The following is a 20139-nucleotide window of genomic DNA, read 5'->3' on the forward strand; positions in this document are numbered from 1 at the left end:
CCCGGCCTACGGGTTGACGGCCAGTTCCAGGTAGGCCGCGAACAGCACCAGGTGGACGCCTCCTTGCAGGGGCGTGGCCCGGCCCGGCACGACCGTCAGGGAGGCCACCACCACGGTCAGGGCGAGCAGCACCATGTGGACGGAGCCGAGGCCGAGGACCAGCGGCCCGCTCAGCCACACGGAGGCCAGGGCGACCGCGGGGATGGTCAGTCCGATGCTGGCCATGGCCGAGCCGAGCGCCAGGTTCAGGCTCGTCTGCACCCGGTCACGGCGCGCGGAACGCACCGCGGCGATGGTCTCGGGGAGCAGGACCAGCAACGCGATGATGACGCCGACGACGGCGTGGTGGAGCCCGGCGGCGGCCACCCCGTCCTCGATGGTCGGCGACACGCCCTTGGCGAGGCCGACGACCCCGATCAGGGCCAGGCACAGCATCCCCAGGCTGATCAGGGCCGTGCGCGAGGACGGTGCGCGGGCGTGTTCCTCGGCCGTGATCACTTCGCCCTGTCGGGTGATCGGCAGGAAGTAGTCCCGGTGCCGCACGGTCAGGGTCGCGATGAACAGGCCGTAGAGGACGAGCGAGGACAGCGCCGCGAAGGTCAGCTGCACGGTCGAGAACTCCGGGCCGGGCGCGCTGGTGGTGAAGGTCGGCAGGACCAGGCTGAGGGTGGCCAGGGTCGCCACCGTGGCGAGGGCGGCGCCGGTGCCCTCCGGGTTGAACACCGCGATCCCGTGCCGCAGGGAGGCGACCAGGAGGCTGATGCCGACGACTCCGTTGCAGGTGATCATGACGGCCGCGAAGACCGTGTCCCGGGCCAGGGTCGCGCTCTTGTCGCCGCCGTCCGCCATCAGGGTCACGATGAGCGCGACCTCGATGACCGTGACCGCGATGGCGAGGACCAGGGAGCCGAAGGGTTCGCCGACCCGGTGGGCGACCACCTCGGCGTGGTGCACCGCGGCCAGGACGGACGCCGCCAGGACGAATCGTGAGCAGCGCGACGACCGCGCCGGGCAGCGAACGGCCCCAGGTGAGGGCCAGCAGGACGACCGCGATCACGGGGGTGGCGGTCGTCCAGTGAACGAGGAGCGCCCTGGGACCGGTGAGCATGCGGTGATCGTCGCAGAGGGCGACGGGCGCCGCATTCCGGATCTCCGGCACCGCACACGCGGGGAGCGGCGAACGGCTGGAGCCGTTCGCCGCTCCTGGGCCAGGTGGATCAGGCCTCGACGCTGTCCTTCGACGTGTCGCCGCTCTCGGCCGCCGCCGCCTCCGCCTCGGCCTGCTTCTTCGAGGCGCGGAGGCTGGTGATCGTGGTGACGATCAGGACGGAGCAGATCACGCCGAGGGAGACCGGGATGCTGATCTCCGGGACATGGACGCCGGACTCGTGCAGGGCGTGCAGCACCAGCTTGACACCGATGAAGCCCAGGATCACGGACAGGCCGTAGGACAGGTGGACCAGCTTCTTCAGCAGACCCCCGATGAGGAAGTACAGCTGACGCAGGCCCATCAGGGCGAACGCGTTGGCCGTGAACACGATGTACGGGTCCTGCGTCAGGCCGAAGATCGCCGGGATGGAGTCGAGCGCGAAGAGCACGTCGGTGGTGCCGATGGCGAGCATCACGACCAGCATCGGGGTCATGATCCGCTTGCCGTTCTCCTCGATCCACAGCTTGGTGCCGTGGTACCGGTCGGCGACACCGAAGCGTCGCTCGGCGGCCTTGAGGAGCTTGTTCTCCTCGAACTCCTCGTCCTCCTCGTCGGCCCGGGCCTCCTGGATGAGCTTCCAGGCGGTGTAGATGAGGAAGGCACCGAAGAGGTAGAAGACCCAGGCGAAGCTGGCGAGGATCGCGGCACCCGCGGCGATGAAGACGGCCCTCAGGACCAGGGCTATGAGGACACCGATGAGCAGAACCCGCTGCTGGTACTGCGAGGGCACCGCGAACTTCGCCATGATCAGGACGAAGACGAAGAGGTTGTCCACGCTCAGCGACTTCTCGGTGATGAAGCCCGCGAAGAACTCGCCGGCGGGTTCACCGCCCCCGAAGAGGAGCAGGCCGAGCCCGAAGAGGCCCGCCAGGGCGATCCAGACGCCGGTCCAGATGCCGGCTTCCTTGATCGATACGTCATGCGGTTTGCGGCCGATGAAGAAATCGACCGCGATGAGGGCGGCAAGGCCCACGATGGTCAGGACCCACAGGGTCACCGAAACGTCCACTACGCCTCCGGCAGTACGTCACACGGCAGATGTCAGCGTCGTCGCTGCCGGAGGTCTCTTCCACCCGGGAGTCCGGGACGCGCGATGCGCCCGGAACCACGGGCCGACGCCCCGGGATCTGGCCTGATCCGTATTGACGGGTACGCCGCACAGACGGGGAGTACTCCCCTCCGTACGAACGACAGTACCCCAATCACCAAGGAAAGGTAAAGAGATTTGCAAATTAAGCTCAAAAGCCCAGCTCGGAGACGGTCACCGGCCCCATGAACGGCGGGCGGCGGCAACCTGGGCGAGTACCTGCTGGAGCACCTGGCTGCCGGGCGGCACGAGCGGGGGCTCGTACGTCCAGGCGTGCCCGACCCACGGGTCGGCGAGGTGGTCGTCGGCCACCGGCGTCAGCCGGAGCAGCGAGCGCCACAGCGGGTCCAGCAGCGGCCCGAACCCGGCGGACTCCTCGCGGTCGGCGACCATCATCAGGTGGACCCCGACGGCCGGCCCCTCGTCCGCGAGGTAGCGCAGCTGGTTGACGGCCCGGTCGTCGAAACCGTGGGGGAAGTCGTTGACGACCAGCAGCTGCTGCGAGGTGTCGACGCCGGGCGGGAGCGCGTCCGGAGCCCCTGCGCGCAACGCCATCTGGACCAGGTCGACGCGCTGGGTGAGACGGGCCAGTACCTCCGCCACCCCCGCGGCGCCCTGGGCGGGCGGCGCGGCGAGCACCCCGCTCTGCACCAGCGGCGCCAGGGCCTGCGCCCCGGATCCGGCCGGATCGACGACGTGCACGGTGAACTCGCCCGCCGGGTAGACGGCGAGCAGCCGAGCCGCATGGGCGACGGCCGTCTCCAGGCCCAGCCGCCGCATCTCGTGGGAGTCGGCGAACGAACCGTCGAGCGAGGCGGAGCGCCCGCTGTCGATCCACAGGCCGCGCTCGAGCGGCAGCCTGATCAGCATCGGAATGCGTATGCGGTCGGCCTCCGGCAGATGGAGATCGCCCAGCCGCAGGGCCATCGGAATCTCCATGGGGACGCGGTAGGCGTGCCAGACGGGGTTGTCCCAGCGCGCGAAGGCCGTCGGCAGCGCGGGCTCGACGACCTCGGCCTCGGCGACGAGCTGGGCGACGTCCCGGTCCAGGACCTCCCGGGCCTGGGACACGAGCAGGCCGTGCCGGGAGCGCGCCGCTTCCCGGGCGGCGTCACCCTGCCCGCCGATCCTGCTGCGGGGATCGGACAGTGCCTGGTCGAGTTCCTTCTCCCTGCGGGACTCGGCGAAGTCGACGGCGCTGCGGTAGGCGGCCGTGGTGCGGGCCAGGTCCTCGAACATGCCCCACACCTGGTTGTAGAGCCGCTCCTCCATGGACCAGCCGGAGGCGTCGCCCGCGACGGGCCGGGCGGGCCGGCCGGGCTCGGCGGGGGGCACGGCCGGCGGCGGCGGGGGCGGCGCCGCGTTCTGCCGGCGCGGGTGGCTGTAGTCGATCGGGCCGCCCGCGGTGGGCGCGGACGGCCGGCCGGAGTCGGCCGGTTCCCCCGGCCCGTCCTGGTAAGGCCGCGGCACCCCGGGCGTCTGCGGGCCGGGAACGGAAGCGCCCTGGGGGTCGTACGCGGACACCGGCGGTACGGGAGTGCCGGGGCCGCCCTGGGGCGCGGTGCCCTGGTCCGGGCGGTGCGCCGGGGCGGCTGCCGGAGGGGCCGGTACCGAACGGGCCAGGCCGCTCGCCACCGCCTCGTGGATGCTCGCCGCGAGCTGGTGGGCCTGGGACAGCTTCTGGTCGGCGAGAAGCTCGGCGAGCCCGCCCGCGTAGCCCTGGCCTACGGCGCGGACCTTCCAGGCGCCCTGGCGCCGGTAGAGCTCCAGGGCGACGACGGCGGTCTCGGCCTCCAGGCCGGTGATGGTGTAACGGGCGACCTCGTCGCCGTCGAGGTCGGTGACGGCCACGAAGGGGGCGGCGACGGCACCGAACCGGGCCGGGCCTGTCCCGCCGACGGGGAGCGCGAGCAGCACACTGACGCGGTGCACCGCGTCGGGCACGGCGTCCAGGTCCACCGCGAGGCGGTGGTCGGCGGCGGCCTGCCGGGAGACCTCCAGGCCCGGCAGGGTGGGCGCGCCCGGGTGGGCCACCCGGTCGACGCCGTGGATGGTGCCTTTCTCGTCGCCGAGCGTGGCCCCGGCCACGACCGGCGTGCCGGCCGAGACGCGGATCTCGAGACGAGCCCGGGGAAGCGGATGGTTCTGTCCCCGCGTCAGCTCGGCCGTCATCGCCTCTCCCCCTGTGTCATTCGTGTGTCACCCGCGAGGCGCCATGCGGGTCTGGCCGGTCCCGCGAACGGGACCGGCCGGTTGGCGTCGGACTGCCGCGGCCGGACTGCCGCGGACCGGCCGCTAGAGGACCGGCAGGATCGCCGGCATCAGGTCCTGGAAGGTGCGGCCGTTGGCCGGGGTGCCGATGGCGGTCATCGCCCAGCCCTGGCCCGCGCGGTTCACCTTGGCCATGATCTGGGCCGTGAAGGCTCCGCCGCCGGCCAGCGTGTAGCGGGCGAGCTCCTGGCCGTTGGTCTCGTCGACCAGGCGGCAGAAGGCGTTCTGCACCTCCTGGAAGGTCTGGCCGGTGAAGGAGTTCACCGTGAAGACGATCTGGTCGATGTGGACCGGAACGCGCTGGAGGTCGACGAGGATCGCCTCGTCGTCGCCGCCCTGGCCGACCCCGCCGACCAGGTTGTCCCCGGTGTGGCGCACCGAGCCGTCGTCACTCACCAGGTGGCGGAAGAAGACGACGTCGACCGGCTGCTTGTCCGCGAAGAGGACCGCGGAGGCGTCCAGGTCGATCTCCCGGGTGCGCGAACCGAACAGGCCGCGCCGGGGAGCCGCCTGCCAGCCGAGACCCATGCGCACCGACGTCAGGCTGCCGCCGTCGCTCTTCTGCAGACTGATGGCCTGACCCTTGGTCATGTTGACGGTCACGCGCTGATCCCCTCTCGAACTGTCCCCTGTTGCCGCGGTCTCCGCGGTTGACCAGAACCCTACGCAGGGGCACTGACAGCGCCCCACCCCGGTTCGTGCTTTGTGTCGGTCTTGCAACACAGCGCGTGCCCGGGACGGGCCGTCAGGCCAGGCCCGCCTCCTTCATCTGGCGCAGTTCCTTCTTCATCTCGGAGACCTCGTCGCGCAGCCGGGCCGCGATCTCGAACTGGAGGTCGGCCGCGGCCGCCCGCATACGGGTGGTCAGGTCCTCGATCTGCTCGGCCAGCTCCGCCGCGGGACGGTCGGTCACCGCCGTCTCCTTGGCCCTGCCCCGGGCCGCCTTGGCTCCGCCCGTCGCCTGGCCGCCCAGTGCGGGCACGGGGGCCTTGGCGCCCTTGCCCTCCTTCGCCTGGCGGTAGCCCGAGCCGAGGAGCTGCTCGGTGTCGACGTCCTCGCGGGCGATCTGCGCGACGATGTCGTTGATCTTCTTGCGGAGCGGCTGCGGGTCGATGCCGTTCGCCTTGTTGAACGCGACCTGCTTCTCGCGCCGGCGGTTGGTCTCGTCGATGGCTCTCTCCATCGCCGGTGTGATCTTGTCCGCGTACATGTGGACCTGACCGGAGACGTTGCGCGCCGCGCGGCCGATGGTCTGGATCAGGGAGGTGCCGGAGCGCAGGAAGCCCTCCTTGTCGGCGTCGAGGATCGCCACCAGGGACACCTCCGGCAGGTCGAGACCCTCGCGCAGCAGGTTGATGCCGACCAGGACGTCGTACTCGCCGGCGCGCAGCTCGCGCAGCAGCTCGACGCGGCGCAGCGTGTCGACGTCGCTGTGGAGGTAGCGGACCTGGATGCCGAGCTCCAGGAAGTAGTCGGTGAGGTCCTCGGCCATCTTCTTGGTGAGGGTGGTGACCAGGACGCGCTCGTCCTTCTCGGTCCGCTTGCGGATCTCGTGCACCAGGTCGTCGATCTGGCCCTCGGTGGGCTTGACGACGACCTCCGGGTCGACCAGGCCGGTGGGGCGGATGATCTGCTCGACGGCGCCGTCCGAGCGGGAGAGCTCGTAGGTGCCCGGGGTGGCCGACAGGTACACGGTCTGCCCGATGCGCTCCTGGAACTCCTCCCACTTCAGTGGGCGGTTGTCCAGCGCGGAGGGCAGCCGGAAGCCGTGGTCGACCAGGGTCCGCTTGCGGGACGCGTCGCCCTCGTACATGGCGCCGATCTGCGGGACGGTGACGTGCGACTCGTCGATGACGAGCAGGAAGTCGTCCGGGAAGTAGTCCAGCAGGGTGTTCGGAGGAGAGCCCGGCGAGCGGCCGTCGAAGTGCATCGAGTAGTTCTCCACGCCGGAGCAGGAACCGATCTGGCGGAGCATCTCGATGTCGTACGTGGTGCGCATCCGCAGCCGCTGGGCCTCCAGGAGCTTGCCCTGCTTCTCCAGCTCGGTCAGGCGCTCGGCCAGCTCCTTCTCGATGTCGTTGACCGCCCGCTCCAGGCGCTCGGGGCCGGCGACGTAGTGGGAGGCCGGGAAGACGTACAGCTGCTGGTCGTCGCTGATGATCTCGCCGGTGACCGGGTGGAGGGTGGAGAGGGCCTCGATCTCGTCGCCGAACATCTCGATGCGGACGGCCAGCTCCTCGTAGACCGGGAAGATCTCGATGGTGTCGCCGCGCACCCGGAAGGTGCCGCGGGCGAAGGCCATGTCGTTGCGCGTGTACTGGATGTCGACGAAGCGGCGCAGCAGCTCGTCCCGGTCGTGCTCCTCGCCGACCCGCAACGGGACCATGCGGTCGACGTACTCCTGCGGAGTGCCGAGGCCGTAGATGCAGGACACGGAGGCGACCACGACGACGTCGCGTCGGGTGAGCAGCGAGTTGGTGGCGGAGTGGCGCAGCCGCTCCACCTCCTCGTTGATCGAGGAGTCCTTCTCGATGTAGGTGTCCGACTGGGGGACGTAGGCCTCGGGCTGGTAGTAGTCGTAGTACGAGACGAAGTACTCGACGGCGTTGTTGGGCAGCAGCTCGCGGAACTCGTTCGCCAGCTGGGCGGCCAGGGTCTTGTTCGGCGCCATCACCAGGGTGGGGCGCTGGAGCTTCTCGATCATCCACGCGGTGGTGGCGGACTTGCCGGTGCCGGTCGCGCCGAGCAGGACGACGTCCTTCTCGCCTGCCTGGACGCGCCGGGCCAGCTCGGCGATGGCCGCCGGCTGGTCGCCGTTGGGCTGGTACGGGCTGACGACCTCGAAGGGCGCCACCGTGCGTTCGATCTGGGAAACGGGCCGCATGGGTTCCACCGTACGACCCCGCACTGACAACGGGTCCCGGTCAGCGGTTCTGCGGGGTGCGGGGGCGCCGGTGGACGAGGGGGCGGCGGGCGCGGCGCGCGGGGTGGCGGGTCGTGCGCGTGCCATCGGTGTGTGCGGGGATGCCCGGCTTCCGCTCGACGGGCGCCGCGGTGGGCCCGCCCATGACCATCAGCGGGTCGAGCACCACGACGACGCCGGCGAGGAGGAGGAAGGCGAGGGGACCGATCAGCATGGGGGCGAGCAGTTCGGCGGGCGAGCCGCCCGTGGAGGGCTCGGCCGTGCCGCTGACGTGGACCTCGACGGCGGCCATCCCCGTGTAGTGCATGCCGGTGACGGCCAGTCCCATGATCAGGGCGGCGCCCACGCTCCACAGGAAGCCCCGGACCTGTCCGGCCGCCCACAGGGCGGCGGTGGCGGCGGCCATGGCTATGACCACGGACACGGCGACGGTGAGGGTGTTGTACGTCAGCTGCCCGTCCAGGTGCATCCCGGCCATTCCCAGGTAGTGCATCGAGGCGATGCCCAGGCCGGTGATGGTGCCGCCGGTGAACAGAGCTGTCCCGCTCGCGCCCCGGTAGCCGACGATGAAGATCCCGACGCCCACCATGACGACGGCGACGGCGAGGCTGGCGAAGGTCATCAGCCAGTCGTAGCGGATCGGCGTGTGCTCGATCGTGAAGCCCATCATCGCGACGAAGTGCATGGTCCAGATGCCGGAGCCGATGGCCGCCGAGCCGAGGGCGAGCCATCCGGGGCGCCAGGAACGGGTGACCAGCATGGCCCTGGCGGTGCAGCGCAGGCCGAGGGCGCCGCCGAGGCACGCCATGAGGTAGGCGGCCAGCGGTGTGACGAGTCCGTAGCCGAATCCGTGGACCGTGGTGTGCATGTGCGGCTGCCCTTCCGCCTTCTTACGCCCCGGTGATGTCCCGGATTCTCCTGATGTGCGCCCCTCCCAGGACCGCGCGAACGATCAGGGTCGAGGCAGAGAGTATGGCTTCCACCGGAATGGTCGAACGATTCTCCGGCAAAGAATCACGGTCTCGCCCCACTTGTGCCGCCCCCGTGAGCGTAGTTGAGCAACTCCATTCAGCCTGTGGCCACTCCGCACCCCTCTTTTGTTGACTCTCTGATGTCACAGTGGTGCTTTCCGTGATCGTTCGACGCGAGGAGTACGCATGCACGTGCGCGCAGTAGCCGTCACGACCACCGCCCTTCTTGGAGTCGCCCTCACGGCTCCCCTCTCGCACGCCCGGGCCGACGGGGCGGGCGACGACGGGCCCACGGTCGTCGCCCACCGGGGCGCTTCCGGATACGCGCCGGAGAACACGCTGGCCGCTGTCGACCGGGCGGCCGAGCTGGGGATCCGCTGGGTGGAGAACGACGTCCAGCGCACCCGGGACGGGGAACTCGTCGTCCTGCACGACGAGACCCTGGACCGTACGACCGACGTGGAGCAGGTCTTCCCGGACCGGTCGCCGTGGAAGGTGAAGGACTTCACGGCCGCCGAGATCGCGCGGCTGGACGCGGGGAGCTGGTTCGGGCCGGAGTACGCGGGCGCGCGCGTGCCGACGCTGGAGCAGTACGTGGACCGGCTGGAGCTCCACCACCAGAAGCTGCTGCTGGAGCTGAAGAGCCCCGGCCTCTACCCGGGCATCGAGCGGCAGACCCTCAAGGTCCTGGCCAACGAGGGCTGGCTCGACCGGCGGCACGTGGCGGGGCGGCTGGTCGTGCAGAGCTTCGACGCCGACAGCATCCGGACGGTCCACGACCTCAAGCCCGCCGTGAAGACCGGGCTCCTCGGCACCCCGGCCGTCTCGGACCTGCCGGCGTACGCGGAGTTCGCCGACCAGATCAACCCGTCCCACGGCTCGCTCTCCCTGAGCTACGTGTCCGCGGTCCACGCGTTCACCGGGCCGCACGGCAGGCCGCTGGAGGTCCTCACCTGGACGGTGAACGACGCGGACACCGCACGCCGGGTCACCGGGTACGACGTCGACGGCATCATCACCAACAAGCCCGACGTGGTGCGCGACGCCGTGGACTGACCCGGCGTTGTCAGTGGCGGGCCGTACGGTGGGCGCATGGACAGCCCTGGGCAGGACGAAGAGCGGGTCGTGTGGACGGTGGTCGGGACCGACATCGGTCCGCTGCTGCTGGCCGCCACCCGCGAGGGTCTGGTCAACGTGGTGTTCCACGCCACCGACGCCACCCGTGACCGGGCGCTCGAAAGACTCGCGGCCCGGCTGGGCACGGAGCCCGTCGAGGCGCCCGGTTCGCCGCTGCTGGCCGAGGCGATACGCCAGGTGGAGGCGTACTTCGCGGGCCGCAGGCGCGACTTCGAGCTGCCGTTGGACTGGTCGCTGATCTCGGGCTTCAACCGGCAGGTGCTGCGCGAGCTGGCGTCCGGCGTGCCCTACGGCCAGGTCGTCGGCTACGGCGACCTGGCCGGCCGGGTGGGGCAGCCGGGCGCCGCGCAGGCGGTGGGCACGGCCATGGGGGCCAATCCACTGCCGGTCGTGGTGCCGTGCCACCGGGTCGTGGAGAGCCACGGCGGCATCGGGGGGTTCGGCGGCGGCGTGGACACCAAGCGGCGGCTGCTCGCGCTGGAGGGTGTGCTGCCCGAGCCGTTGTTCTGAGCGGCGGAGAGCGGCCGGGCGGGGTCACTCGTAGTGCCGGGCCTCGATGACGTTGCCGTCCGGGTCGGCGAAGTAGAAGCTTCGCCTGGCCATGCCGCGGGCGCCGTAGGAGTCGTGGGAGAGGTCGGATACAGGGACGGACCGCTCCTCCAGCCGGGTGCGCAGGTCATCGAAGTCGTGCGGGGACAGGGACACGCAGATGTGGTTGACGGGATGCCCCGCACTGGCGTCGGCGCCGGGCACCATCCGCATGCGGTCCGCCATGGCGCGCGGAGCGAGGTCGAGGATGGTCTCGTCGTTGAGACGCACGGAGGGGAAGCTCACGGTCCCCGCGGCGTATTCGGTGACGCGCAGTGGTTCGAGGCCCAGGTACTTCTCGTAGAAGCCGGCCGCGGCCACCGGATCGCGCACCCAGAGGACGACGTGGTCGAGGCGTTTCGTGTTGTCCGTCATGGCTCCCAGGCTCGTGGCCCGTTCGGGGAGCCGCAAGGGGCCCGTTCGGGCACCGTCGGGGGGTTTGACCCGGCCCTGCGCCCGCCAGGGATGAGGGAGACCGGAGCCGAGGGAGACCGTCGACAGGGAGGCAGGCGCGTGATGCTGGTGGTGTCGCAAGAGGTACGGGAGGCGCTGGACGCCCGCCGCCCCGTGGTGGCCCTGGAGTCCACGATCATCGCGCACGGCTTGCCGCGCCCGCGCAACCTGATGGTCGCGAGGGAGCTGGAGGAGGCGGTGCGGCGGGAGGGCGCCGTACCGGCGACGATCGCCGTGCTGGACGGGCGGCCGCATGTCGGCCTGGACAAGGAGCAGCTGGAGCGGGTCGCCAACGAGGACGGCATCCGCAAGCTGGGGCACCGGGACCTGCCGCTCGCGGTGGCCTCCGGCGCGAGCGGGGCGACCACCGTGTCGGCCACCGCCCTGCTGGCCGCCCTCGCGGGCGTGCGGGTGTTCGCGACCGGTGGGCTGGGCGGCGTCCACCGGGAGTGGGCGGTGACGCAGGACGAGTCGGCCGACCTCGGCCTGCTGGCCCGCACCCGGATCACGGTGGTCTGCGCGGGCGTGAAGTCCATCCTGGACGTACCGGCGACCCTGCAGCGGCTGGAGACGCTGGGGGTCGCCGTGGCCGGGTACCGGACGGACCGCTTCCCCGGCTTCTACCTGTCCGACTCGGGACATCCGGTGGACTGGACGCTGGACGACCCGGAGCAGGTGGCGGCGGTCATGCGGGCACAGGACGCGCTGGACGGGCCGCCGTCCGCCCTCGTGGTCGCCAACCCCGTGCCCGAGGAGGAGCAGCTCGATCCCGCGCTCCACGCGCGCGTGCTCGCCGACGCGCTGCACGCCTGCGAGGCGGAGGGGGTCACGGGCCAGGCGGTCACACCGTTCCTCCTCGATCGCCTGGTACGGCTCACGGACGGCGCCTCGCTCAGCGCCAACCTGGCGGCCGTGCGGGGGAACGTACGGCTGGCGGCCCGGATCGCCGCGGCCTGGACCGGGGCGTGACCGTGGCGTCGGGCGGTGCGCTGCTGGTCGTCGGGGACGTGGTCACGGACGTCGTCGCCCGGCACCGGGGACCGCTGGCCGCCGGCACCGACACCGCCGCGTCGGTCCGGCGGCTGCCCGGCGGGGCGGGTGCCAACGTGGCCTGCTGGGCCGCGCACGCGGGGTACGGGGAGGTACGGCTGCTGGGCCGGGTGGGCACCGACGCCTTCGCCTGGCACGAACGGGAGCTGGCGGCGTGCGGGGTGCGGCCGCTCCTCGTCGTCGACGCGGCGGCGCCCACGGGGACGGTGATCTGCCTGGTCGACACCGCCGACTCGGCCGAGCGGACGTTCCTCACCGACAGCGGGGCGTCGCTGCGGATCGGGCCGGACGACTGGTCGGACACGCTGCTCGACGGCGTGGGCCGGCTGCACCTCTCGGGCTACCTGCTGTTCTCGGAACCGAGCCGCGCCCTGGTGTCGGTCGCGCTGTCGGCGGCCCGCGCGCGCGGGGTGCCGGTCAGCCTGGACCCGGCGTCGACCGGTTTCCTCGCCGAGCTGGGCGTCGACCGCTTCCTCGGTCTCGTCGAGGGCGTGGACGTGCTGCTGCCCAACAGGGACGAGGCGTGTCTGCTCACCGGCCTGCCCGACGCGGCGGACGCGGCCGCGAAGCTCAGCCGCCACGTTCCGCTGGTGATCGTCAAGCAGGGGGCGGAAGGGGCCCTGGTGGCCGGGTCCGGCACCGTGCGCGCGCGGGTCGCCGCGGTCACGGCGACGCCCCGGGACAGTACGGGAGCCGGTGACGCCTTCACCGGCGCCTTCCTCGCCGCGCTGCTCGCGGGCGCGGAGCCCGAGGCGGCGGCGGCCGCCGGATGCCGGGCGGGAGCACGGGCGGTCGAACGGGTGGGCGGGAGACCGCCGGGAACAGCCGACCGGCGAAAGGGCGGCAAGTAGCCGGGGTCAGGCCTTGCGCCCCCACGCCGAGATCATCGGGGCGGTCGCGAGGTCCATGCCGCCGGCCGCGACGTTCGCGAGGTGGCGGTCGATGTCGTCGTGGGTGGCGACCTTGGCGGCGACCAGCTGGTCGCGGATCTGTCGTACCGTCGCGGACTCCAGCACGGCGCACGCCGGCGAGGTGAGGGGGAAGTGGGCGTCGGCCTCCACGCGGCGCAGCCCCGCCTCGCGGAGCAGCCGGGGCAGCCGGCGGCCGTAGGAGAGGTCCGCGCCGCGGTCGGACAGCAGTTGGCGGAAGCCGTGCCGGAGCCTGTTCGCCAGCTGCTGCTCGGGTCCGTGCTCTTCGGGGCAGATCAGGGGCTGGAGCGCCGGGTCGGCGTCCTCGACCAGGAGGCGGCCACCGGGACGCAGGGCCCTGATCATCGACCGCAACGCCCTGTCCCGGTCGGGGACGTGGACGAGGACGAGCCGTGCGTGCACCAGGTCGAAGCCCTCCCCCGGCGGTTCCTCCGCACCCACGTCGTGCACGCGCACCTCCACCGGCGGCCGGCCCGCCGGGGCGACCCGTGAGGTGTCGATGTCCGTCGCGAGGACCTTGCCGGTCGGCCCGACCCGCTTGGCCAGCCACGACACCACGGAGGTGCCTCCGGCTCCGACCTCCCAGCAGCGCCAGCCGGGGCCGACACCGAGTGCCTCGAGGTGCCGGAACGTCGTGGGGTCGAAGAGCGTGGCGAAGGCGTCGAAGCGCTCCGCCGCCTCGGACCGGCCGTTGTCGAGGAGGTATGCGTCGGTTCGCGTCATGCGGCGATCATCCCAGTTGTACCGCTTGTGCGAAGGGGGCGACGCTCCGGCACGAGGGGCACCCTCCGGGCGGCCGGGGCCGTCGGGGCGGGGGCGGGGCGGGCACCGAGCGAGCTGTCCACAGGCGGGAACAAAGCGGAACCCGCCGTTTCCACAGGCCCGTTCACCCCGCCCGCCGGGCTGGCAAACTGGCGTGCCAAGGCGCGGGAAGCACGGCGCGAGGGGATCCACGCGAGGAGATCCGGATGACCATGGCGGGGAATCTGCGGAAGGTCACAGGGCTGGGAAGGGCAGGCGGCCTGCGGAAGGTGGCACGGCTGGCCCGCCGACGGCCGCGGGTGGACCTGAGCCACCACGCCCGTTCCCCGCTGGGTTCCTCGGTGGTGAACTGCGTGACCTACCGGGACGGTGTCCGCACGCCCGAGGGCGGCGATCCGGCCGAGGCCGTGGCCCGGATGCGCAGGCGCGGAGGGGGTTTCGTCTGGCTCGGCCTGCACGAGCCGACGAACCTGGAGTTCGCGGGGGTCGCGGAGCTCTTCGAGCTGCATCCCCTCGCGGTCGAGGACGCGGTCGAGGCGCATCAGCGGCCCAAGGTGGAGCGGTACGGAGAGACGCTCTTCGCCGTGTTCAAGACGGTCTGCTACGTGGAGCACGAGGAACTCACGGCCACGAGCGAGGTGGTGAGCACCGGCGAGATCATGGTGTTCGCCGGGCCCGACTTCGTGATCACCGTGCGGCACGGACGGCACGGCTCACTGGGTCCGCTGCGGGAAGGGCTGGAGGCCGATCCGGCGCAGCTCGCCAAGGGGCCGTCGGCGGTGCTGCACGCGATCGCGGACCATGTGGTGGACGACTTCCTGAGCGTCATCGAGTCGGTCCAGGAGGACATCGACCACGTCGAGACGGAGGTGTTCGCGGAGAACGGCGCGCGGGTCGACCCCGGCCGCATCTACCAGCTCAAGCGCGAACTCCTGGAGCTGCGGCGGGCCGTGGTGCCGCTCGGTCGGCCGCTGGAGGAACTGGCCACGCGGCCCTTCCGTGTGGTCGAGCCGGAGATACGGGCCTACTTCCGCGATGTCGCCGACCACCTGCTGCGGGCCACCGAGCAGATCGCCGCGTTCGACGAACTCCTCAACTCGATCCTCCAGGCGCACCTCGCCCGGGTGACGGTCGCGCAGAACGAGGACATGCGGAAGATCACCGCCTGGGCCGCCATCATCGCGGTGCCCACGATGGTCTGCGGGGTGTACGGCATGAACTTCGACCACATGCCGGAGCTGGGCTGGCGGTACGGCTACGGCCTGGTCATAGGCGTGATAGCCGTCGGCTGCCTGGCGCTGCACCGGGGCTTCAGGCGCAACGGCTGGCTCTGAGGAGCAGGCCGCTCCAGGTCAGCCGTGCCCTGCCGGCCGCTCCAGGTCAGCCGTTCCAGGCGGGATGCCGCGGGTCGTCGGCGCGGACCAGGACGTCGGCGGTGCCCGACGGGTCGGTCTCCTCGTCGTAGCGCTCGAAGGCGGGCAGGGTCCACTGCTCGGTCTCGGGGGTGCGGCGGCGCAGGGCGCCGGGGGTGAGGACGAGATGGACGCTCAGGTCGAGGGGGAACCAGTGGCGCAGCAGGAAGGGCCCGTGGAGCAGCAGCGCACCGCCGGGAGGGAGTGGGACGTAGGAGCTGCGGGTGGCTCGGTCGGTGACCGGGTCCCAGAGGTCGGGCAGTACCCGTCCGTCGCCGCCGGGGCCGACGGGGTCGAAGACCTCGCGCCACAGTGCGCCGGTGTCGTACCAGCCGTTGTAGTAGGACTCGACGTCCTGGTGGCCGTACTCCAGACGGAGCGAGGCGGGTCGCAGGAAGCCCTCCGTTCCGACGACGAGGGAGGGGCGGCCGCGGACGCGCAACGCCTCGGCGACCCGTTGGGCGAGGTCGCCGGGGCGGGCGGCCGGGGCACCGTCGAGGGCGACGCGCGTCCAGGCACTGCCGTCGGCGGGTTCCAGTTCGAGCAGTCGCTCGGCGAGCCGGTCGCCGAGCCGGTCCCAGGTGATCGCTTCCAGTCGCACCCGCCCATGATGCGTCAGTTCCCGCGGCGGTCGGCACGACGGTCGCGCCGCCGGCCGCCGGCCTGCCCACCTGGACGCTCGCGCATGGGTCCGCGCCGCTCGGCCATGGTCACCGTGCCGGTGCCGGGGTTGACTTGGGGTGATCGACGGGCGGTGGCGCCGGGAGGGCGGTCACTCGACGGGTGGGAGTTGACAGGACATGATCGACGGACCGTACTTCGTGCTGACGGTGCTGGGCGTGCTCGGGACCGGTGTGATGGCCGGTGTCTTCTGCGCCTTCTCCAGCTTCGTCGTGCGGGGACTCGCCGCACTCCCGCCCGCACAGGGGATCGCCGCCATGAACGCGATCAACAGGGCCGCGGTACGGCCGGCCTTCATGTCCGTGTTCCTCGGGACGGCGGTGCTGGCCGTGGTGATCGCCGTGGTCACGTCGGTGCGGTGGCCGCAGGATGCGGCGGTGGAGCTGCTGCTGGGCAGTGGGCTGTACCTGGTCGGGGCGTTCGCGGTCACCGCGGCGGCCAACGTGCCGCGCAACGACGCGCTGCTCCGGCTCGACCCGGGTTCGGCGGAGGCGGCCGACCGCTGGACCGCGTACGTGCGCGAGTGGACCTCCTGGAACCACGTGCGTACGGGCGCCTCGGCCGCCGCGGCGGTGGCGTACGTGCTGGCCCTCGGCTGAGCGGGGCATGGCGTGGCGGCGGCCCGGGCCGGAGGGACTTTGTCCGGCCCCGGCGAGGGGCAGCGCGGGCGAGGGGGCTTTTTCCGGCGTTCTGCGCGCGGGGCGGGCCGGTCGTATCGTGGAGCGGGAGAGCGCCGCGTCACGGCGCACGGCCAGCCCCCGCACGCAAGGAAGTCGGCCATGGCCGATCCCAAGGGTTTTCTGACGACGCCCCGCGAGGAGTGGCCCCGCAGGCCATCCGGGGAGCGGACCCGGGACTGGGACGAGGTGTACGTGCCGGGGGCGCTGCTGCCGATCGTCGGCCGGCAGGCCGACCGCTGCATGGACTGCGGCGTCCCCTTCTGCCACGAGGCCTGTCCCCTGGGCAATCTGATCCCGGAGTGGAACGACCTGGTCTCGCGGTCGGACTGGCGGGCGGCGAGCGACCGGCTGCACGCCACGAACAACTTCCCGGAGTTCACCGGCCGGTTGTGCCCGGCACCGTGCGAGGCGGGCTGTGTGCTCGCCATCAACCAGCCGGCCGTCACCATCAAGAACGTCGAGTGCGCCATCGCCGACCTGGCCTGGGAGGAGGGTTTCACCCCGCCGCGGCCACCGGAGCGGCTGTCCGGGCGGACGGTGGCGGTGGTCGGCTCGGGGCCCGCGGGGCTCGCGGCGGCGCAGCAGCTGACCCGGGCGGGGCACACGGTCGCCGTGTACGAGCGGGACGACCGGATCGGCGGTCTGCTGCGGTACGGGATCCCCGAGTTCAAGATGGAGAAGCAGCACCTGGAGCGGCGCATCGGCCAGATGCGGGCGGAGGGGACGCTGTTCCGTACGTCGACGGCGGTCGGACGGGACGTGGACGTCGCCGGGCTGCGGGCCCGTTACGACGCGGTGGTGATCGCCAGCGGGGCGACCGCGTGGCACGAGCTGGCCGTGCCCGGCCGGGAGCTGGCGGGGATCCACCAGGCGATGGAGTACCTGCCGCTGGCCAACCGGGTGTGCGAGGGCGACCTCGAGCACTCTCCGCTGTCCGCCGCCGGGCGGCATGTCGTCATCGTCGGCGGTGGCGACACGGGCGCGGACTGTCTCGGTACGGCGGTGCGGGAGCGGGCGGCGTCCGTGACGCAGCTGGACATCTACGCGCAGCCGGGTGCGGAACGCGACGAGGAGGCCGAACCCTGGCCGACGTATCCGCGCCTGTACCGGCTGTCGGCGGCGCACGAGGAGGCCCGCGAGCTGCGGTCCGCGCCCGCCGCGGACGCGGACGCCCGGCTGTTCGCGGCGTCCACGCTCCGCTTCACCGGCGACGAGCGGGGCCATGTGCGTGCGCTGCACCTGGTCGGGGTGGACGCCGGCCGCCGGCCGAAGCCCGGCACCGAGCGGTCGCTCCCCGCGGATCTGGTCCTCCTCGCGCTCGGCTTCTCGGGACCCGACCGGCGGGACGGGCTAGTCGACGGTCTCGGACTGGAGCTGGAGCCGCGCGGCACGATCGCCCGGGACCGGGACTTCGCGACCAACGTCCCGGGGGTGTTCGCCGCCGGGGACGCGGCACGCGGACAGTCCCTCGTCGTCTGGGCGATAGCGGAGGGGCGGGCGGTGGCGGCGGCCGTCGACCGCCATCTGTCCGGCGGCACCACCCGGCTGCCGGCGCCGGTCGGCCCGTATGACCGGCCGATGACGGCCTGATTCCTCCGGCCCCTCGGAACGTCCGGCCACTCAGAACGTCTGGCCACTACGTCCGGCGGCCCGCTCCCGCCGCCCTCGCCCGCCGCGTGCGGCGGGCGAGGGCGCCGCACCTCTACGGCTTACTACGGCTCGCTACGGCTTACGGGCCACCGCCCCGTATCCGGGGATGACGCCGTCGTCCTGACCGGCGACCGGATCGCCCAGTTCGGGGTGCCACAGGTGCGGCACCCCGACTCCGGGCTCCACCAGTTCGAGGCCGGTGAAGAAGCGGGCGAACTCCTCGCGCGAGCGCAGCGCCAGGGTGACCCCCGCGGCACGGAGCTTCTCAGTGGCCGCCCGCGACTCCTCCGGGGTGAAGTCGGCCGTCGCGTGGGTCATCACCAGGTGGCTGCCGGAGGGCAGCGCGTCCAGCAGCCGGCGGACCAGGTCGTGCGCCCCGTCCTCGTCCGGGACGAAGTGCAGCAGCGCGACCAGGGACAGCGCGACGGGCCGGTCGAAGTCCAGGATCTTCCTGGCCCCCTCCAGGACGGCGTCCGGATCCCGGACGTCGGCCTGGAGGTACTCGGTCTCCCCCTCGGGCGTACCGCGCAGCAGGGCCGCCGCGTGGGCCAGCACGATGGGGTCGTTGTCGCAGTAGACGACGCGGGCGTCGGGCACGATCTCCTGGGCGACCTGGTGCAGGTTGGGCTCGGTCGGTATACCGGTGCCGACGTCCAGGAACTGCCGTGTGCCGTGGCCCGCCAGCCATCGGGTGGCACGGTGCATGAAAGCGCGGTTGACCCGCGCCATCACCGGCACCCTCGGGTCGAGGGTGAGCATCTGCCGGCCCATCGCCTCGTCGACCGGGTAGTTGTCCTTTCCGCCGAGATACCAGTCGTACATCCGCGCGGGGTGCGGCTTGCTCGTGTCGATCCCGGCGGGGCCGTGCTGCCCGGTCATGACGCACTCCCAGGTGTCGGGTCCTCGTTGCGACGGGTGATCAACTCAGTGCCAAACAGCTTAAAAAGAACAAGCAAACGGGGTACGTGTTTCAGGACAGAAGAAAGTCCGCCTCTCCCGCCTTCGCTCCCTCGATGAACGCCGTCATCTCGGCCGAGGTGTAGATGAGCGCCGGCCCGTCGGGGTCGGTGGACTGCCGTACCGCGATCCGGCCGTCGGCGAGCTTCATGGCCTCCAGGCAGTTGCCTCCGTTTCCGCCGCTCCACGGCTTGTGCCAGCCCTCGCTGCCCAGTTCGCGGGCGGGCATGCCGTTGTAGATCCGCGCACCGCGGGTGAGGGGCGGACGCTGGGCCTTGATGCGGTTCATTCACAGCTCCTTGCGGAGATCCCGGAGGATCTCCTTCGTGCGATGTGCCGTGGCGGCCTGCGCCGCCATGCGGTCCATGACCTCGAGGTGGGTCGCCACCTCGGCACGCGCGTCGAGGTAGACGGCGCCGGTCAGGTACTCGCTGTAGACCATGTCCGGCAGTTCCGGCATGGCGAATCGGAACAGCACGAAGGGCCCGTACGTGCCGGGGTGCGGCCCGCTGGAGAACGGCGCGATCTGCAGCGTCACGTTGGGCAGCTTCGTGGCCTCGAGCAGCCGGTCGATCTGGGCACGCATCACCTCCGGCCCACCGACGGGGCGGCGCAGCGCGGTTTCGTCCATCACGACCCACAGCCGGGGTGCGTCCTCACGGGTGAGCAGTTCCTGGCGCTGCATGCGCAGGTCGACGTGGCGCTCGATGTCGTCGGGGCGGGTCTGCCCGATGGCGCCCGAGCGCAGTACGCCGCGCGCGTAGTCCTCGGTCTGCAGCACTCCGGGGACGAAGTGGGGCTCGTAGGCGCGGATCAGGGCGGCCGCGCCCTCCAGGCTGACGTACAGCGAGAACCAGCCGGGGAGGATGTCGTGGAAGCGCTGCCACCACCCGGGCTTGTTGGCGTCCTCGGCCAGCCGGACGAAGGCCTCGGCCTCCTCGTCGCCGACGCCGTAGGCCTTCAACAGGAGCTGGAGGTACGGGATCTTGAGGGCGACCTCGGCCATCTCCATGCGGCGGACCGTGGCGGGGGCGACGCGCAGGATGCGGGCGGCTTCCTCGCGCTTGAGACCGGCACGTTCCCGCAGGTCCAGCAGGCGCCGGCCGAGTACGACCTGGCCGACCGTCGGCGCGGACCGCGGCTCGCTCACCGCCCACCTCCTGAAGAGTCCGAAAGAGTCCTTGCGTCCCGTTCCCCTGTACGGACAGCCGCGGCGAATCCCGGCGTGTCCCGGTGCGGACAGCCCGGCGGCGCCATTCGAAGGTCTGTTCGAAAACCTGGAAAGGCCTTATAGGACCCGAAGTGGCGCCGCTCGACGTGCTGTTGCGAGCAGTGTGCCACGGCCGCCCAGAACGTCACACAGCACTCTGCATTTTTC

At 71.8% G+C, this 20139-nt stretch carries 18 protein-coding genes and 1 pseudogene; 7 read left to right on the forward strand and 12 right to left on the reverse strand.

The annotated features are described in order from the left end of the window. Nucleotides 1-6: 6 nt before the first annotated feature. The 6 genes and pseudogenes from IE94_RS35800 to IE94_RS0119185 form a co-directional block, all read right to left on the reverse strand. Nucleotides 7-1015 (reverse strand): annotated as a pseudogene (locus IE94_RS35800) (calcium:cation antiporter). Nucleotides 1016-1217: 202 nt separating this feature from the next. Further along, nucleotides 1218-2219: a TerC family protein gene (locus IE94_RS0119165; RefSeq protein WP_030185836.1), complete on the reverse strand. Its 1002-nt coding sequence runs from the start codon at nucleotides 2217-2219 to the stop codon at nucleotides 1218-1220. 252 nt (nucleotides 2220-2471) lie between these two features. Next, on the reverse strand, nucleotides 2472-4469 hold the full coding sequence (locus IE94_RS0119170) for a TerD family protein (protein ID WP_030185837.1): 1998 nt from the start codon (nucleotides 4467-4469) through the stop codon (nucleotides 2472-2474). 123 nt (nucleotides 4470-4592) lie between these two features. Next, entirely contained in the window at nucleotides 4593-5171 is a 579-nt protein-coding gene (locus IE94_RS0119175) for a TerD family protein (RefSeq protein ID WP_030185838.1), read from the reverse strand. 142 nt (nucleotides 5172-5313) lie between these two features. Then, nucleotides 5314-7452, reverse strand: a complete 2139-nt coding sequence (gene uvrB, locus IE94_RS0119180; protein WP_030185840.1) for an excinuclease ABC subunit UvrB — start codon at nucleotides 7450-7452, stop codon at nucleotides 5314-5316. A 40-nt stretch (nucleotides 7453-7492) separates the two neighbouring features. Beyond that, complete coding sequence (locus IE94_RS0119185; protein ID WP_030185843.1) at nucleotides 7493-8359, reverse strand: MHYT domain-containing protein; 867 nt, start codon at nucleotides 8357-8359, stop codon at nucleotides 7493-7495. Between the two features lie 289 nt (nucleotides 8360-8648). On the opposite strand from IE94_RS0119185, the gene IE94_RS0119190 reads away from it, so the two are divergent. After that, nucleotides 8649-9518 carry a glycerophosphodiester phosphodiesterase gene (locus IE94_RS0119190; protein ID WP_030185845.1) on the forward strand — a complete coding sequence of 290 codons (870 nt, stop codon included), beginning with the start codon at nucleotides 8649-8651 and terminating at the stop codon, nucleotides 9516-9518. 36 nt (nucleotides 9519-9554) lie between these two features. Continuing rightward, nucleotides 9555-10109: a methylated-DNA--[protein]-cysteine S-methyltransferase gene (locus IE94_RS0119195; protein WP_030185847.1), complete on the forward strand. Its 555-nt coding sequence runs from the start codon at nucleotides 9555-9557 to the stop codon at nucleotides 10107-10109. Nucleotides 10110-10133: 24 nt separating this feature from the next. Here IE94_RS0119195 and IE94_RS0119200 read toward each other — a convergent pair whose 3' ends face one another. Then, nucleotides 10134-10562, reverse strand: a complete 429-nt coding sequence (locus IE94_RS0119200; RefSeq protein WP_030185850.1) for a VOC family protein — start codon at nucleotides 10560-10562, stop codon at nucleotides 10134-10136. Between the two features lie 138 nt (nucleotides 10563-10700). On the opposite strand from IE94_RS0119200, the gene IE94_RS0119205 reads away from it, so the two are divergent. Both IE94_RS0119205 and IE94_RS0119210 read left to right on the forward strand, forming a co-directional pair. Then, nucleotides 10701-11609: a pseudouridine-5'-phosphate glycosidase gene (locus tag IE94_RS0119205; RefSeq protein ID WP_030185851.1), complete on the forward strand. Its 909-nt coding sequence runs from the start codon at nucleotides 10701-10703 to the stop codon at nucleotides 11607-11609. Then, complete coding sequence (locus IE94_RS0119210; protein ID WP_030185853.1) at nucleotides 11606-12541, forward strand: carbohydrate kinase family protein; 936 nt, start codon at nucleotides 11606-11608, stop codon at nucleotides 12539-12541. The genes IE94_RS0119205 and IE94_RS0119210 overlap by 4 nt, the downstream gene beginning before the upstream one ends. A gap of 6 nt (nucleotides 12542-12547) precedes the next feature. On the opposite strand, the gene IE94_RS0119215 is transcribed toward IE94_RS0119210, so the two are convergent. Continuing rightward, nucleotides 12548-13342 (reverse strand): methyltransferase domain-containing protein, encoded by a 795-nt coding sequence (locus tag IE94_RS0119215; protein WP_030185861.1) that lies wholly within the window; start codon nucleotides 13340-13342, stop codon nucleotides 12548-12550. 245 nt (nucleotides 13343-13587) lie between these two features. Between IE94_RS0119215 and IE94_RS0119220 the strand changes: the two genes are divergently transcribed. After that, nucleotides 13588-14715: a magnesium and cobalt transport protein CorA gene (locus IE94_RS0119220; RefSeq protein WP_030185862.1), complete on the forward strand. Its 1128-nt coding sequence runs from the start codon at nucleotides 13588-13590 to the stop codon at nucleotides 14713-14715. Between the two features lie 46 nt (nucleotides 14716-14761). Here the strand turns inward: IE94_RS0119220 and IE94_RS0119225 are convergent, their stop codons facing one another. After that, on the reverse strand, nucleotides 14762-15394 hold the full coding sequence (locus IE94_RS0119225) for a nucleoside/nucleotide kinase family protein (RefSeq protein ID WP_030185864.1): 633 nt from the start codon (nucleotides 15392-15394) through the stop codon (nucleotides 14762-14764). A gap of 199 nt (nucleotides 15395-15593) precedes the next feature. Here IE94_RS0119225 and IE94_RS0119230 point away from each other — a divergent pair, with 199 nt between their 5' ends. Both IE94_RS0119230 and IE94_RS0119235 read left to right on the forward strand, forming a co-directional pair. Beyond that, nucleotides 15594-16073, forward strand: a complete 480-nt coding sequence (locus tag IE94_RS0119230) for an anthrone oxygenase family protein (RefSeq protein ID WP_030185866.1) — start codon at nucleotides 15594-15596, stop codon at nucleotides 16071-16073. Nucleotides 16074-16253: 180 nt separating this feature from the next. Then, a complete protein-coding gene (locus IE94_RS0119235) occupies nucleotides 16254-17744 on the forward strand; it encodes a glutamate synthase subunit beta (RefSeq protein WP_030185869.1) in 1491 nt (496 codons plus the stop codon). A gap of 132 nt (nucleotides 17745-17876) precedes the next feature. On the opposite strand, the gene IE94_RS0119240 is transcribed toward IE94_RS0119235, so the two are convergent. From IE94_RS0119240 to IE94_RS0119250, 3 genes are all read right to left on the reverse strand, one after another. Beyond that, nucleotides 17877-18683 (reverse strand): SAM-dependent methyltransferase, encoded by an 807-nt coding sequence (locus IE94_RS0119240; protein ID WP_030185871.1) that lies wholly within the window; start codon nucleotides 18681-18683, stop codon nucleotides 17877-17879. Between the two features lie 91 nt (nucleotides 18684-18774). After that, entirely contained in the window at nucleotides 18775-19050 is a 276-nt protein-coding gene (locus tag IE94_RS0119245) for a DUF397 domain-containing protein (RefSeq protein ID WP_030185873.1), read from the reverse strand. Beyond that, the gene (locus IE94_RS0119250; RefSeq protein WP_030185875.1) at nucleotides 19051-19911 is read right to left on the reverse strand and encodes a helix-turn-helix domain-containing protein; all 861 of its coding nucleotides are present in this window, start codon (nucleotides 19909-19911) and stop codon (nucleotides 19051-19053) included. It lies immediately after the preceding gene. Nucleotides 19912-20139: the final 228 nt, after the last annotated feature.

Source organism: Streptomyces violaceorubidus (assembly GCF_000717995.1).
Taxonomy (GTDB): Bacteria; Actinomycetota; Actinomycetes; order Streptomycetales; family Streptomycetaceae; genus Streptomyces; species Streptomyces violaceorubidus.

Bases quoted from the DNA above. Each gene is read 5' to 3' on its own strand.
- IE94_RS0119190 (WP_030185845.1), top strand. From the start codon at position 8,649: ATGCACGTGCGCGCAGTAGCCGTCACGACCACCGCCCTTCTTGGAGTC.
- IE94_RS0119220 (WP_030185862.1), top strand. From the start codon at position 13,588: ATGACCATGGCGGGGAATCTGCGGAAGGTCACAGGGCTGGGAAGGGCA.
- IE94_RS0119235 (WP_030185869.1), top strand. From the start codon at position 16,254: ATGGCCGATCCCAAGGGTTTTCTGACGACGCCCCGCGAGGAGTGGCCC.
- IE94_RS0119230 (WP_030185866.1), top strand. From the start codon at position 15,594: ATGATCGACGGACCGTACTTCGTGCTGACGGTGCTGGGCGTGCTCGGG.
- IE94_RS0119195 (WP_030185847.1), top strand. From the start codon at position 9,555: ATGGACAGCCCTGGGCAGGACGAAGAGCGGGTCGTGTGGACGGTGGTC.
- IE94_RS0119185 (WP_030185843.1), bottom strand. From the start codon at position 8,359: ATGCACACCACGGTCCACGGATTCGGCTACGGACTCGTCACACCGCTG.
- uvrB (WP_030185840.1), bottom strand. From the start codon at position 7,452: ATGCGGCCCGTTTCCCAGATCGAACGCACGGTGGCGCCCTTCGAGGTC.
- IE94_RS0119200 (WP_030185850.1), bottom strand. From the start codon at position 10,562: ATGACGGACAACACGAAACGCCTCGACCACGTCGTCCTCTGGGTGCGC.
- IE94_RS0119170 (WP_030185837.1), bottom strand. From the start codon at position 4,469: ATGACGGCCGAGCTGACGCGGGGACAGAACCATCCGCTTCCCCGGGCT.
- IE94_RS0119240 (WP_030185871.1), bottom strand. From the start codon at position 18,683: ATGACCGGGCAGCACGGCCCCGCCGGGATCGACACGAGCAAGCCGCAC.
- IE94_RS0119215 (WP_030185861.1), bottom strand. From the start codon at position 13,342: ATGACGCGAACCGACGCATACCTCCTCGACAACGGCCGGTCCGAGGCG.
- IE94_RS0119245 (WP_030185873.1), bottom strand. From the start codon at position 19,050: ATGAACCGCATCAAGGCCCAGCGTCCGCCCCTCACCCGCGGTGCGCGG.